General features: G+C 62.8%; 10 protein-coding genes and 3 pseudogenes. 4 read left to right on the forward strand and 9 right to left on the reverse strand.

Going from position 1 to position 14,853, the window contains the following annotated elements:
* Nucleotides 1–118 precede the first annotated feature (118 nt).
* Both ACSKB9_RS00085 and ACSKB9_RS00090 read left to right on the forward strand, forming a co-directional pair.
* The gene (locus ACSKB9_RS00085) at nt 119–820 is read left to right on the forward strand and encodes an RlmE family RNA methyltransferase (RefSeq protein ID WP_438070985.1); all 702 of its coding nucleotides are present in this window, start codon (nt 119–121) and stop codon (nt 818–820) included.
* Nucleotides 821–1,053: 233 nt separating this feature from the next.
* The gene (locus ACSKB9_RS00090; RefSeq protein ID WP_438079991.1) at nt 1,054–1,890 is read left to right on the forward strand and encodes a Crp/Fnr family transcriptional regulator; all 837 of its coding nucleotides are present in this window, start codon (nt 1,054–1,056) and stop codon (nt 1,888–1,890) included.
* A 26-nt stretch (nt 1,891–1,916) separates the two neighbouring features.
* Here ACSKB9_RS00090 and ACSKB9_RS00095 read toward each other — a convergent pair whose 3' ends face one another.
* The 3 genes from ACSKB9_RS00095 to ACSKB9_RS00105 form a co-directional block, all read right to left on the reverse strand.
* Nucleotides 1,917–2,114 (reverse strand): hypothetical protein, encoded by a 198-nt coding sequence (locus tag ACSKB9_RS00095; RefSeq protein ID WP_438070987.1) that lies wholly within the window; start codon nt 2,112–2,114, stop codon nt 1,917–1,919.
* Between the two features lie 112 nt (nt 2,115–2,226).
* Complete coding sequence (locus ACSKB9_RS00100; RefSeq protein WP_253609096.1) at nt 2,227–2,808, reverse strand: phasin; 582 nt, start codon at nt 2,806–2,808, stop codon at nt 2,227–2,229.
* A 693-nt stretch (nt 2,809–3,501) separates the two neighbouring features.
* Nucleotides 3,502–4,989, reverse strand: a complete 1,488-nt coding sequence (locus ACSKB9_RS00105) for a DHA2 family efflux MFS transporter permease subunit (protein ID WP_028344675.1) — start codon at nt 4,987–4,989, stop codon at nt 3,502–3,504.
* A 139-nt stretch (nt 4,990–5,128) separates the two neighbouring features.
* Here ACSKB9_RS00105 and ACSKB9_RS00110 point away from each other — a divergent pair, with 139 nt between their 5' ends.
* Nucleotides 5,129–5,380, forward strand: coding sequence for a hypothetical protein (locus tag ACSKB9_RS00110; protein ID WP_018271177.1), 252 nt, complete (start codon nt 5,129–5,131; stop codon nt 5,378–5,380).
* A 182-nt stretch (nt 5,381–5,562) separates the two neighbouring features.
* Nucleotides 5,563–7,053 carry an IMP dehydrogenase gene (guaB, locus tag ACSKB9_RS00115; protein ID WP_028335041.1) on the forward strand — a complete coding sequence of 497 codons (1,491 nt, stop codon included), beginning with the start codon at nt 5,563–5,565 and terminating at the stop codon, nt 7,051–7,053.
* Nucleotides 7,054–7,128: 75 nt separating this feature from the next.
* Here guaB and ACSKB9_RS00120 read toward each other — a convergent pair.
* From ACSKB9_RS00120 to ACSKB9_RS00145, 6 genes and pseudogenes are all read right to left on the reverse strand, one after another.
* Nucleotides 7,129–7,972, reverse strand: a pseudogene (locus ACSKB9_RS00120) (ABC transporter ATP-binding protein).
* Nucleotides 7,973–8,046: 74 nt separating this feature from the next.
* A complete protein-coding gene (locus ACSKB9_RS00125; protein WP_438070990.1) occupies nt 8,047–9,372 on the reverse strand; it encodes an ABC transporter substrate-binding protein in 1,326 nt (441 codons plus the stop codon).
* An 82-nt stretch (nt 9,373–9,454) separates the two neighbouring features.
* On the reverse strand, nt 9,455–10,582 hold the full coding sequence (locus tag ACSKB9_RS00130) for a branched-chain amino acid ABC transporter permease (protein ID WP_438070991.1): 1,128 nt from the start codon (nt 10,580–10,582) through the stop codon (nt 9,455–9,457).
* Nucleotides 10,583–10,597: 15 nt separating this feature from the next.
* Nucleotides 10,598–11,526, reverse strand: a pseudogene (locus ACSKB9_RS00135) (branched-chain amino acid ABC transporter permease).
* Nucleotides 11,527–11,535: 9 nt separating this feature from the next.
* Nucleotides 11,536–12,321, reverse strand: a complete 786-nt coding sequence (locus tag ACSKB9_RS00140; RefSeq protein ID WP_438070993.1) for an ABC transporter ATP-binding protein — start codon at nt 12,319–12,321, stop codon at nt 11,536–11,538.
* Nucleotides 12,318–14,287: pseudogene (locus ACSKB9_RS00145) on the reverse strand (AMP-binding protein). Before ACSKB9_RS00145 ends, ACSKB9_RS00140 begins: the two are co-directional and overlap by 4 nt.
* Nucleotides 14,288–14,853 lie beyond the last annotated feature (566 nt).

Below are 14,853 nucleotides of genomic sequence, written 5' to 3' on the forward strand. Positions count from 1 at the left end.
CCGCTTGCGGGGAGAGGCCGGATTGCATGTCAATGCAATCTCTCATCTTCATTGCGGAAACAGTCCCTCACCCCAACCCTCTCCCCGCAAGAGCGAGGTGAGGGAGTAGAGAAGCAGTATGGCGAAAGACACCACCGGGCGGCTGCACGTCACGGTCAAGAGCGGCGGCAAGCGCAAGCTGTCGTCGAAACTCTGGCTCGAGCGCCAGCTGAACGATCCCTATGTCGCCAAGGCCAAGGCGATGGGCTACCGCTCCCGCGCAGCTTTCAAGCTGCTCGAGATCGACGACAAATACCGTCTGCTCAAGCCGGGCATGACCGTGGTCGACCTCGGCGCGGCGCCCGGCGGCTGGAGCCAGATTGCGGCCAAGCGGACCGGTGCTGTCGACGGCAAGGGCAAGGTGGTCGCGATCGATCTGCTGGAGATGGGCGAGATTCCCGGCGTCACCTTCGCGCAGCTCGACTTCCTCGACCACGACGCGCCGGAAAAACTGATCGCGATGATGGGCGGCCGCGCCGACATCGTGATGTCCGACATGGCCGCCAACACCACCGGCCATCGCAAGACCGATCAGCTGCGCATCATCGGCCTGGTCGAGACCGCCGCGCATTTCGCCGGCGAGGTGCTCAATCCCGGCGGCACGTTCCTGGCAAAGGTGTTCCAGAGCGGCGCCGACGCCGAGTTGGTGGCGCAGCTGAAGCGCGATTTCGCGACCGTCCGCCACGTCAAGCCGGCCGCCAGCCGGCAGGATTCGTCGGAGCGCTATGTGCTGGCGACGGGATTTCGCGGGCAGCAACAGCCGTCATTGCGCGGGGCGTAGCGGCGACGCGTTCGCCGAAGCCTCCGCGAAGGCAATCCAGATCCCTCATAGGGCCCGGCCGGAGCGCTGCCCGGTACGCGAGCGCGTCGCGAGCTGACCTGAATCCATTGGAACTCTTTCCGTTACGGCGTATTCTATCTTCCCGGCGCGGTCAGTTCGTTGCGTGTTTCGGCCTGGCGCCATGACAGGTTTGTGCAGCGAGCCGCGCCTCCGTCTTGCGGAGCTCTTCCGTGATGGAACGCAGGTCGAGCATAGGTAATCGCCTTCTGGCGGCCTTGCCGCCCGCCGACCTTGATTTGCTTGCGCCTCATCTCCGCAAGATATCGCTCGAACGCGACGCCGTGCTGGTGCGGTCGGGCGACCTCGTCGAACAGATCTATTTTCCCTGCACGGCATTGATCGCGTTCGTTATGGACATGCCGAACGGACAGGCCGTTGCGACGACAATGATCGGCAACGAGGGCGCCGCCGGCATCCTGTCGACACTCAGGTCGATACGCTCGCCGATGACCGCGGTGGTTCGCGTCGCGGGCACGACGTGGCAGATTTCGCCGGCACGATTTCACGCCGCGCTCGCGCACAGTCACGCGCTTGGCAGCGCGGTGCAGCTCCATATGCGGTCGCTGCTGGTTCAGTTCCAGCATATCGCGGCGTGCAATGCGCTCCATTCCGTGGAGGCCCGTCTGGCCCGGTGGTTGTTGCAGGTTCACGATCAGATCGGCGACGACACGCTGCCGTTGACGCAGGAGACGCTGTCGGAATTGCTGGGCGTGCGACGAACGACCGTGACCCACGTCGTGCACAAGCTTCGCGCCTCGGGCGCAATCCGCTCCAACCGGCGGAGCTCGATCGAGGTTGACAGGCCGCGGCTCGAAACCGCGGCCTGCGAGTGCTACGAGATCATGCGCGGCAGGATCGACCGCATCGTATCCGCGGAAGGGATCAGGTCGTCCGGTCACGGCGGGCCGCCACACGGACATCGGCGTTCGCACGCCGGACCGTGGACCAATGGCGACAAGGTTCATGCACATACCCGCGGCGCGGGTGCTGAGCGATCACGAAGCCATTGAATGCGGTTGCAACGCAGACGCGGGTGTCAGGACGCCTTGCGCAATTCGTGCTCGGGTTCGTGCACCCACGCGTCCCTGGCGAACCATTCGTGATTGGTCCGACAGCTCGTGCAATAGCTGCGCGAAAAGAACACGGTGCTGCACCGGAACGTCTCGCGGTCGGATTTCATGCCGGTATTGATCGCAAGTCCCGTCCGCGGGCATTTGATCATGATGACGCCCACCTTGGTCCTCCTCCAATGTCAGGAATTGCTGGTCCCGCGCACCGTCGGCTGGACCCGCCTCTTCTATTGGAGACGTTTGCTCCAGCCGGCCTGGGAGCGGGGGAGCGGCTCCTCAGGAAGGTGTTTTCAGGGCCTTTGCAAAGCTCTTCTTGATCGGCTCGGAGGTCTCGGTCGCGACTTTCTTCGCGATCTCCCAGAGCTCCTTGTTCTGCGCGGTCGTCGCTTCGAAATTCTTGCGGCCGTGATCGGCCGAAAGCTGGATGGCCTCCGACAGCGACCTAGCGCCGGCGAGTTCGGATATGAAAGCGAGGGCCGAACTGGCGTTGGAATGCGAGATCTCGATCACCTTGGCTGCGTAATCCGCAGCGCCCTTGGCGTTGACCGCATATGCCTCCTTGAGCAGGACGGAGATTTCCTCCGAGGCTTCCTTGACCTTCTCGAACTGCTCCCGTGCGCGTGTCGCATTTTGTTCGGCGATGCCCTGAAAGGCCTGGGGCAGCGCGAACAGGGGCAGGCTGAAGCCGCCGGCTTTCGGATTGTCGCTCACTTCATTCGTCTGGACGTCACTCACTGGCTCTGATCCTTTCAAGCGAAACAAAATCAAGGAAAATCGGCGCCTCGCGGTGCACGGACGCTGGGGAAGCGTAGCTGGAGCGCTCCCTTCCACCTGGTTTTTTTGCTGATGCCGGGTCACCGCGTGCCCGCTTGAGCAGGACTATGCAGGATCGGCGGTGCAGCTTCCGTTCGCTTTCTGACTCTCGCGGAGATTTTTTTCCGGGACGAAACGACCGTCGTATGGTGGCACTGTGGGGCGTTCGGCCACCGATCGCGGCGGAGGCGCAGCCGATGCGGCTGGACATCCCGACCGCTTGCCTCAGGAGGGTGGGTAGTCGGGTGTCATCCCGATCTGAAGGCGCGCAGCACGACATTTCGACGCGACTGCTTGGAACCTCGGTGCGTGGCCGGAGTCGATTCCTTTGCTCCCGGCCAATGCCCCCAAGCCCACCGGGAGAAAACCCCAACTGGGTTGGCGGCCTTGGTGCAGCGTCAGGTTTCGCGCACTGGGGCCGTTTCTTGCAGGACTGGAAAATCGGGCGACGCAAGCGCATATTTCCCAGATGGCGACCATTGTTCAATGCAATTGCGGCGCCGAGTACCGACGCACTGAAGAGAAGTTCTTGGTGCCGCATACTGGTGATGCGATCTGCACGGTCTGCGGAGCTGCGCTGGAATCGTGGCTGGAAGCGACCCACGTTCCCACATACGAACTGATCGAACGTCCGGATCGAGGACAGCCAGGCGGAATGACCGGCCACCCCTGATGGCTTGGTCTTGGCCTGACGGCGACTCGCGGTGTCCGTGCCTCGGAAACGGCTCGTTCGATCGACTAGCCGAGCCGCTGATCGCGCGCGTTCTGGGTGTCCTCGGTCGCGACCTTGACGGCTTCGGTCGCGGCGCGCTTCTCGGCGCCCTTGCGGCTCGAGATGTCGATCGCCTTGCGGCCGGCGATCTCGTTGCCGGCCTCAGCCGGCATCTGCCAGAAGAACCAGGCCGAGGCCGCCGAGATCAACGAGACCACGATGAAGGCCGGCGCGAACACGTCGGCGGAGAGTTCGGTCTGGTGATGCAGCGCCAGCGTGGTTTCAACCGAGAACGCGCCGACCGCGACGCCGGCGGACACCGCGAGCTGCTGGTTGACGCTGACCAGGGTGGTGGCCCGGCTCATCTGCGGCGCCTCGACCTCGGCATAGGCCACGGTGTTGATCGCGGTGAATTGCAGCGAGCGGAAGAAGCCGCCGACCACCAGGATGGTGAAGATCAGCATCAGCGGCGTCGAGATCGTGAACAGGGCGCAGGCGGCGAGGAAGGCCGAACTGACCACTGCGTTGACGGTCATCATGTTGCGGAAGCCGAAGGCGCGGATGATGCGCGCCGCCAGCGTCTTCATCCCCATGGCGCCGACCGCCGACGCAAAGGTGACGAGACCGGACTGGAATGGCGACAGGCCGAAGCCGACCTGCATCAACAGCGGCAGCAGGAACGGTAGCGCGCCGATGCCGAGCCGGAACATGAAGCCGCCGACGATCGACGCGCGCATGGTCGGCAGCCGCAGCAAGCCGAAATCGAGCACCGGCGAGCCGGTCCGCCGCGCGTGGATGACGTAAAGCGTCATCGATACCGTGCCGACCCCGACCAGCGCGGCGACGATCGGCCACGGCAGCAGATTGAGCCCGGCCACCGACAGCCCGAAGGCGATGCCGGCGAGGCCGATCCCGGCCAGCACCAGTCCCACGAGATCGAAGCGCTCGGGATCCTCGCTCTTGATCGGGTCGATGTATTTCAGCGCCAGGAAGATGCCGAGCAGCCCGATCGGGATGTTGATCAGGAAGATCCAGTGCCAGGAGAAATAGGTGGTGATGAAGCCGCCGAGCGGCGGCCCGATCACCGGGCCGATCAGCGCCGGGACCGTCACCCAGGCCATCGCGTTGACCAGCGCACTCTTGTCGACCGAGCGCAGCAGCACCAGCCGCCCGACCGGGGTCATCATCGCCCCGCCGAGGCCCTGCAGGATGCGGGCGAACACGAAATCGGTCACCGAGGACGACAGTGCGCAGCCGATCGAGCCCAGCATGAACACGCCGACGGCGCCGGCAAACACGATGCGGGCGCCGAAGCGGTCCGCGGTCCAGCCGCTGGCCGGGATGAACACCGCGAGCGACAGCAGGTAGGAGGTGATGGCCAATTTCAGCGTCAGCGGGCTGGTGCCGATATCGGCGGCGATCGCGGGCAGCGAGGTCGCGATCACCGTGGAGTCCATGTTCTCCATGAACAGGGCGGTGGCCACGATGAGCGGGATCAGACGTTGTTTGTTCATCAAAACAGGACAGCTGTGCTGAAAAGGCGGGCGAGCGGGCCATATCATCCCGCCCAGGGCCACGCTATTGCGGAACCGGCCAAACGCCCTAAATCCTGCGTGACGCTGGTATGCATCCGCCCGTGTCCAAAGGTTCGCCGTGATCTACGTCCTTGCCGCCCTCTTGCCGCCGATCGGACTGCTCCTGAACGGACAGCCGTTTTCGGCCATCTTTAATCTGGTCCTGATCGTGTTTTGCGCGGTTTTCGGGCTGTTTTTCCACGTGTTGCTGCTGGTGCCGTCGGCCCATGCCGTGATCGCGGTCCACATGAAGCGCGAGGACCGGCGCCATCGCGAAATGGTCGAGGCGATCCGCCGCCATGGGCCGCCGCCGGGTTACCGGGCGCCCTGAACCGGACCCTAAAAAGGCCTGTGCATGGCTGGCAAACACTTTGATTCGTCATGCCGCCATGCTATCGACCAGCGTCAACCCCACCGATGGGCGCCGATTCGACGGTGACGCAGCGAGCGTCGCCGCAGGTAGCGTTCATCCGTAAGACCATCGCGGCTGGGCCGCAGATAAAGGAGTTGGCAATGGCCACGGGATTTCCGGCTATCCGCGAAGCCTTCACGTTCGACGATGTGCTGCTGAAGCCCGGTTTGTCCGACGTGCTTCCCTCGGAAGTCGATATTCGCTCGCGCGTCACCCGCGCAATCTCGCTCAACATCCCGATCATGGCGTCCGCGATGGACACCGTCACCGAGGCGCGCATGGCGATCGCGATGGCGCAGGCCGGCGGTCTCGGCGTCATCCACCGCAACTTCGATCCGGAAGGGCAGGCCGCGCAGGTGCGGCAGGTCAAGAAGTTCGAGTCCGGCATGGTGGTCAATCCGCTGACCATCGGCCCCGACGCCACGCTGGCCGATGCGCTGACCCTGATGAAGGAGAACGGCATCTCGGGCATTCCGGTCGTCACCGGTGCCGCCAAGAACGTGCCGGGCAAGCTGGTCGGCATCCTGACCAACCGCGACGTGCGCTTCGCCAGCGATCCCCGGCAGAAGGTCTCGGAGCTGATGACGCACGAGAACCTCGTCACGGTGCGCGAGGGCGTCGGCCAGGACGAGGCGAAGCGGATGCTGCACAAGCATCGCATCGAGAAGCTGCTCGTCGTCGACGACCAGTATCGCTGCGTCGGCCTGATCACCGTCAAGGACATCGAGAAGGCGGTCGCCCATCCGCTCGCCTGCAAGGACGAGCACGGCCGCCTGCGCGTCGCCGCCGCCACCACGGTCGGCGAGACCGGCTATGAACGCACCGAGCGGCTGATCGATGCCGGCGTCGACGTCGTCGTGGTCGATACCGCGCACGGCCATTCGCGCCATGTGCTCAACGCCGTCAACCGCATCAAGCGACTCTCCAACGCGGTGCAGGTGGTGGCCGGCAACGTCGCGACCGAGGGCGGCGCGCAGGCGCTGATCGATGCCGGCGCCGACTGCATCAAGGTCGGCATCGGCCCCGGCTCGATCTGCACCACGCGCATCGTCGCCGGCGTCGGCGTGCCGCAGCTCACCGCGATCATGGATGCGGTCGCGGCCGCGAAGAAGGCCGACGTGCCCGTGATCGCCGACGGCGGCATCAAATATTCCGGCGACCTCGCCAAGGCGCTCGCCGCCGGTGCCGACATCGCCATGGTCGGCTCGCTGCTCGCCGGCACCGACGAGACGCCGGGCGAAGTCTTCCTGTGGCAGGGCCGCTCCTACAAGGCCTATCGCGGCATGGGCTCGGTCGGCGCGATGGCGCGCGGCTCGGCCGACCGCTACTTCCAGCAGGACATCAAGGACACGCTGAAGCTCGTCCCCGAAGGCATCGAGGGCCAGGTGCCCTACAAGGGCCCGGTCGGCAATGTGATGCACCAGCTCGCCGGCGGGCTCAGGGCGGCGATGGGCTATGTCGGCGCCAAGGACATCAGGGATTTCCACGACAAGGCCGAATTCGTCCGCATCACCGGCGCCGGCCTGCGCGAGAGCCACGTCCATGACGTCACCATCACGCGCGAAGCCCCGAACTATCCGGGCGGGGTGTAAGCCCAAGCACCGTCATTCCGGGGCGGTCCGAAGGGCCGAACCCGGAGTCCCGGAAGTCCGGGACGCCATCATCCGCTAGGCGAGCCAGCGCTTGCGTCGCTTGTAGTGCTTCACATCGCGGTATGATTTTCGCTTCTCTCCGGCGACGCCAAGATAGAACTCCTTGACGTCCTCATTTGCGGCGAGCGCGTGCGCTTCGCCGTCCATCACCACGCGGCCGTTTTCGAGGATGTAGCCGTGGCTTGCATATCTGAGCGCCATATTGGTGTTCTGCTCGGCGAGCAGAAACGACACACCTTCCCTGGCGTTGAGATCCTTCACGATCTCGAAGATCTCTTCGAACGATCTGCGGCGCGAGGCCCATCGATGGTTCGTCGAGCAGGATCATGTTCGGGCGTGACATCAGCGCGCGGCCAATCACGCACATCTGCTGTTCGCCGCCCGACGTATAGCCGGCGGTCGAACTGCGTCGCTCTTTGAGGCGGGGGAAATAAGCGTAGACACGTTCAAGGTCCTGCGCGATCGCGAGCTTGCCGTCCGTCCGTGTAAAGGCGCCGGTCAGGATGTTCTCCTCGACCGTCAGATGAGGGAAGGCGCGCCGCCCCTCCATCACCTGGATGCAGCCGCGTCGCACCACCTCGTTTGGCGACAGGGACTTCACCTCGACGCCGTTGAACAGGATCGAGCCCTTGGTGACCTCGCCGCGCTCTGCGTGCAGCAGATTGGAGACCGCCTTCAGCGTCGTCGTCTTGCCGGCGCCGTTGGCGCCGAGAAGCGCAACAATGCCGCCTCGCGGGACCTCCAGCGAGACGCCCTTCAACACGAGAATGACGTGATCGTAGACAACCTCGATATTGTTGACCGATAGGATCAGCGCTGCCGCTTCCGTCGCAGCGGTGACGACCTTGGCGCTTGACATGCGCAGACCTCCAAACGCTGCAAGGGCTGGGATCCGGGAGCAGGCAATCCTGCCTCCCGGATCACTCGCACGGGTCAGGTTTCCTTCGCGCAGTCGCGCGGCTTGATCTTCTTCTCCGCGGCATACTTCGCGGACACATCGGCGACGAGCGGTTCGATCAGCGATTCGTCAGCCGTGTACCAGTCGGAGATCACTTTCCAACCCTTGCCATCCCATTGCTGGACCCGCCCGTAGCGCGCGCCTTCGTGGTCGGAGCAGGAAATGCTGACCGGCTTCAACATGCCCTCGAAGCCGAGCTCCTTGATTCGTGCATCGGTGAGTACGAGGTTCTCAAGCCCCCAACGGACCTGCTCGCCCGTCAGCGGTTGCTTGCCGAATTTTTCCTGCGCCTTGCGGATCGCCTCGACGCCGAGCATGGCATTCACCATACCTCGGTTGTAGAGAACCTCGCCGATCTTGCCAGGTTCTGTCGAACCCTTTCCCTTGGCGTAGACGTACTTCTCTATGTCGGCGTGCACGGGGAATTTTCCTGCGCCATGCTGAAGCATCAACGATTTGTAACCGCTGGCCTGATCGCCCGCCGGCGTCACATCCGGCTCCGCGCCTGACCACCAAACACCGATCATCTTGTCGCGCGGATAGGCGACGGCGGCGGCCTCCTTGATGGCCGTGCTGTTCATGACGCCCCAGCCCCAGACCAGGACATAGTCCGGCCGGTGCTGGCGGATCGCCAGCCATTGCGACTTCTGCTCGACGCCGGGATGCGTGACGGGAATCGGCGTGAACTCAAAGCCGTACTTCTGCGCCAGCACCTGCAGCATCGGAATTGGCTCTTTGCCGTAGGGGCTGTCATGGTACAGCAGCGAAATCTTCCTGCCTTTCAGCTTGTCGAAGCCGCCGAGTTCCTTGGCGACGTGCTGGATCGCGATGTCGGCCGCGGACCAATACGTGCCGAGCAATGGAAAATTATATGCGAACACCGCGCCGTTCTTGGAATCGGCACGGCCATACCCCATCGTAATGATCGGGATCTTGTCAGCCGCGGTCTTTTCGGTGAGTGCGAAGGTGATCCCGGTCGACAGCGGATTGATGAAGGCCGCGCCGGTTGGTCCTTTGCTCTTGAGACGCTCGTAACACTCCACTCCCTTGTCGGTCGCGTAACCCGTCTCGCATTCCTCGATCAGAATCCTGACGCCGTTGATGCCGCCGTCACGTTCATTGATCAGGTTGTAGTAGTCTACCACGCCGTTTGCGTAGGGCGCGCCGTTCACAGCGTACGGTCCGGTCCGGTAAGACAGAATTGGGATGAATTGTTCGTTTTGCGCTGCGGCCGGTGCGCTAAGCGCCGCGCCGGCCAAGGCGGTCGCGAGTATCAGTAACCTGTGTGCAATACTTGCCATATTGATATCCTCCTTGCGGTACTTCCTTCCTCTAGGTTGTCGGCGGCCGTCACCCGATTGCGATCAAGGCACGATCGCTTCCTCAATACGGAAACGGCCAAAGTCTGAGCTTCTCCTTGCCGATCGAGATCAGCCGGGCGAAGCCATGGGGTTCCTTGATGAGCAGATAACAGATCAAGGATCCGAAGATGATGAACTGGAGATGAGTGATCGTTTGCGTCGACAGTGGCAGGCCGAGCTTGGTCGGAATCACATTCAGCATGATCGGCACGATGAGGATGAAAGCTGCTCCGATGAACGAACCCATGATCGAGCCGAGCCCGCCGATGATGACCATGAACAGAAGCTCAAGCGAGCGGTCGATCGAGAATGCAAGCGGCTCCCATGAACCGAGGTAGACGAACGCCCAGAGCGCACCCGCCACCCCGATGATGAACGAAGAGACCGCAAAAGCCGTTAGTTTTGCATAGAGCGGCCTGATGCCGATCAGTTCGGCGGCGATATCCATGTCGCGGATCGCCATCCACTGCCTGCCGAGACTGCCACGAACGAGATTCTTCGCCAGCACCGCCATCACAGTCACGAAGATCAGGCAAAGCAGGTAACGCTCGACCGGCGTGCGTACGACCATGCCGAAGAAATCCAGTTCCGGCGCATTCACCGATCCCGACGGGGCGTAGTTGGTAAACCAGGGGAGCCGCAGGAACGCCCAATCGAAGAAGAACTGCGCGGCGAGCGTTGCGACCGCCAGGTAGAGACCCTTGATCCGCAGACTGGGAATGCCGAACAGGATTCCGGCACCCGCGGCCATGAACCCGCCAAGCAGAATGGATGCCAGCACGGGCAACGGTGGGATCGCGATCGCGAAGCCGAGCCAGGCAAGCGGGATATGAACGCCGGTCGCGAGCTTGTAGGCGGAATAGGCGCCGATGGCCATGAACGCGCCGCTACCGAGCGAAATCTGGCCGCAATAGCCGACGAGAATGTTTGTCCCGATGGCGGCGAGCGCCAGGATGAGGAAGGGCAGCAGGATGGCCCACAACAGATAGTCGGTGCCGAACGGCCAGATCCGGAAGGTGGCCAACAGCGGCACGCCAATGAAAGCAATCGCGAGCAAGACGGCGAGGGCGATACGATCCTGCCGGATCGGGAAGATCGCCATATCCTCCGCATAGGTCGCCTTGAACTGGCCGGCTTCGCGATAGAGCACAACGACCTCCCTGCCTCAGACACGTTCGATGATGCGTTCGCCGAACAGGCCCTGCGGCCGCAAGAGCAGCACCGCCAACGCCAGCACGTAGGCAAACCAATATTCGATGCCGCCGCCGATGGATGGCCCGAGATACACCTCTGCGAGCTTCTCACCCGCCCCGACAATGAGCCCGCCGACGATCGCTCCGGGAATGGAGGTGAGGCCGCCGATGATCAGGACCGGCAAAGCCTTCAGCGCGAGAAACGTGATGGAGAACTGCACGCCAAGCTTGGTCCCCCACACGGTCGCCGCGACGAGTGCAACGAGGCCGGCAACGAGCCAGACCACGAACCAAATCCAGCTGATTGGAATCCCGATCGAGTGCGCGGCCAAATGGTCGTCGGCCACGGCTCTGAGCGCGCGACCGGTCTTGGTACGCTGAAAGAAGACCGCGAGGCCGGCGACCAGGACGCCCGCGATCAATGCGCCCAGACATCCAGCTTGTTGACCAGGATCCCGCCCGGGAACAGGCCTTCGAACAAGAACCAGGCGTCGGTCGGGAACAGCCGCAACGGATAGACATCCGATCCGAAGATCATCTCCGCGGCGCCCTCGATGACGAATGTCACGCCGATCGTCGACATGAACAGCGTCAAGCCGTCCTGATTGACCAGAGGTCCGATCACGAACTGCTCGATGAGCCAGGCGGTTGCCGCCATGATCACGGCGGCAAAGCCGATAGCGAGGATGACCGCGACCCAAAGCGGAAGGCCGTTGGCGACCAGGAGGTCGAGGGCGCGAACCAGCGCCAGTCCCGCGAGCAACACCATTGCTCCCTGCGCATAGTTGAATACGCCGGATGCCTTGAAGATCAGCACGAAGCCGAGCGCGACCAGCGAATAGAGCACGCCGGACATCAATCCGCCGATGAGGACCTCGAGAAACTGACCCAGTGCGATCATGGACGCACCTCAATGCGCGACGCCAAGATATGCGTCGATGACGGCTTGACTTCTCTTCACTTCATCAGGCGTGCCGTCGGCGATCTTCACGCCGTGATCAAGCACCGCCACGCGGTCCGACAAATCCATGACCACGGCCATGTCGTGCTCGATCAGGGCAATGGTCGTGCCGTAGTGGTTGTTCACATCAATGATGAACCGCGACATGTCCTCCTTCTCCTCCAGGTTCATGCCTGCCATCGGCTCGTCCAGGAGCAGAAGGTCGGGCTCCATCGCCAGAGCACGACCGAGTTCGACGCGCTTCTGCAAGCCGTATGGCAGACGCCCGACAGGTACCTTGCGGATTGTCTCGATCTCCAGAAAGTCGATGATCTCCTCGACCTTGCGCCGATGCTCGATCTCCTCTGCGAGGGCAGGGCCATAACGCAAAAGCTGCCACAACAGCCCGCGGCGGACCTTCAAGGTGCGGCCTGCCATGATGTTGTCGAGCGCGCTCATGCCCTTGAACAGGGCGACATTCTGAAAGGTGCGCGCGATGCCGCCGCGCGCCGCCTCGAACGGCTGCATTTTTGACCGGGTCCTGCCCTTGAAGGTGATCGCGCCATGGTTGGGGAGATAGAACCCGTTGACGACGTTCAGCATTGAGGTTTTGCCGGCGCCATTGGGGCCGATGATGGCGCGAATTTCGCCTTTTTTGACGTTGAACGAGACGTCCCGCAGCGCCTTGACGCCGCCGAAGGCCAGTGCCACGCCCTCGACCTGCAGCAGGATTTCGTTGGTGTTTGGGGCTCTCATGCCGCTCTTCCCAGCGATTTTGCCGGACCGATGATTTGCATGTCGCGAATCTCGACTCGTGCAGCGATCGTGCCCTTCCGGCCATCCTCAAACGTCACTTCCGTGGAAATGTCGGCGTCATGCGCTCCGTTGTAGAGTGCCGTGACCAACGACGCATAGCGTTCGGCAATGAAGCGGCGGCGCACTTTCTGCGTGCGGGTCAGCTCGCCGTCATCCGCGTCGAGCTCCTTGTGCAGAATGAGGAAGCGGCGAATCTGGGCGCCCGCAAGCACCGTTTCCCCGGCCAGGGAGCGGTTCACCGCGGCAACGTCTTTGGCGACCATGTCGTAGACCAGCGGATGCCCGGCAAGCTCCTGATAGGATCCGTAGGCGACGTTGTTGCGTTCCGCCCAATTCGCGACCGCGACCGGGTCGATGTTGAGCATGGCGCATACGAACTCTCTGGAGTCACCGAACGTGATCGCTTCCTTGATATTGGGATAGAACTTCAGCTTGTTCTCAAGGTACTTGGGAGCAAACATCGTGCCGTCAGCCAATCGACCGACGTCCTTCGCACGATCGATGATCTTCAGATGCCCGGTCTTCTCGTCGAAAAAGCCCGCATCGCCAGTCCTGACATATCCGTCGGACGTCATCGCTTCCGCGGTCTTTGCCTGATCCTTGAAATATCCGAGGAACATGCCGGGCGAGCGAAACTGCACTTCGCCCGATTCCGCGATGCGGATGTCGACGTTGGGCGCCGGCGGACCAACCGTATCGGGGTAGATCTCGCCATCGGGCTGACACGTTACATAGAGGAACGCTTCGGTCTGGCCGTAGAGCTGTTTCAGGTTCAGTCCGATGGCGCGGTAGAACGCGAACAGATCAGGACCGATAGCTTCACCTCCAGTGTATGCGACGCGCACCTGAGACAGGCCGAGAACGTTCTTGAGAGGCTCGTAGAGCAGCCAGCGCCCGAGCGCATAGAGCAATCGGCCCGACAGCGGCACCGGACGTCCCGTCAAGACTTGCTCGCCATACCGCCGCGCGACGTCCAGAAAGTAGCTGAACAAGCGCCGCTTGATTGGCGCTGCGTCCTCCATCCTGACCATCAGCCGCGTCAGCATGGCCTCGTAACCGCGTGGCGGGGCGAGGTAGAAGGTTGGTCCTATCTCATGCCGATCCTGTTCGATTGTGTTGCTGCTCTCGGGGCACGCCATGCAGAATCCGGCAACCAGGCCCTGCGCATAGCTGACGTAATGATCGCCCGCCCAAGCCAGCGGCAGATAGGCCAGCACCACGTCCTTGTCGGTCAACTTGTCGAACCGCGTGGTGTCGGTTGCAGCATCGATGCAGCCTCGCGCCGACAGCATGACGCCCTTGGGCGCGCCGGTCGTTCCCGAGGTGTAGAGGATGATCGCGATGTCCGAACCGTTGCCGGCCCGAATGGATTCATCGATCCGTTCGCCAAGTGCTGCGTCGGCTGCAAGCGCGGCGCGGCCGTCATTGATGATATCGCCGATTGCGATCAGTCGACCGTGGTCGTAGCCGTCGATTCCGCGCGGTTCGTCGTAGATAATCCTGTTGAGTTGCGGCAGTCGGTCGGACACCGACAGGACCTTGTCGACCTGCTCCTGGTCCTGCGCTGCGACCAGCGTCACCTCGGCGTGAGCGAGAACAAAAGCAAGCTCATCAGCCACTGCATCGGAGTAGACTGGAACGGGGATTGCGCGCAGCGTCTGCGCTGCCATCATGGTCCAGTAAAGCTTGGCCGATTGGAGCCGACGACCGCGATTGTCTCGCCTGGCCGCAAGCCAAGGCGATGCAAGCCGGCGGCGTAGCTACGTATGATCTCGGCAACCTCAGCCCAGGTCCAGCTCTGCCAGATGCCGAGATCCTTATGTCGGAACGCTGGCCGCGTGCCAAATTGTGCCGTGTTTCGCAGCAGCAATTTGGGAAACGTATCATACGATCCGTCGCCGGCCATGTCGGTCTCGATCCAAAAACCGAAGCGTTGGTTCGCTCCTGTTATGGTGATGCCTGCCCCATTTTTGGGTAGCAGACATGCGAGTGCCGCATGGTCCGAGATTACAGCGAATTGAAAGTCCGACAAGTGCCAGATTGATAGGTCGCGTTTTTGCCGCGGGCGCGCGCGGCAGAGATAGGTCTACCGGCTGCCAATTCGCCGAAGGTGAATCCGGCCGCCACCAGACGGACATTGCGGCGCGAAGACGCTGATCGGCTCTCAAGAGGTAACCCCAATGCTTCGGAGAGCCTCACGTCCATCGGACGGTCCCGCGAAGCTGACCGGAGTCCTGCGCCACTCAGGTTTCGAGGGCGACCGGAAACCGGTTGCCGATTTGCTGCGCGGCCGCCCTCGTTGCGACCATGGAGGGCCGCCTGACCGCCTTGGCTCCGCCGTGCCGGATGGCGAGGTCGGATGAGGCGACTTGACTACGGCCGCTTCGTTTGCCGGTGGCGCGCCGTGACAAACTGCCGCCATCAGGGGGCCCTGCGAACCGCCACGACATGACGGTCTCGCGTTGGCGCCAA

It is taken from the genome of Bradyrhizobium sp. BR 1433, assembly GCF_051547665.1.
GTDB lineage: Bacteria > Pseudomonadota > Alphaproteobacteria > Rhizobiales > Xanthobacteraceae > Bradyrhizobium > Bradyrhizobium australafricanum.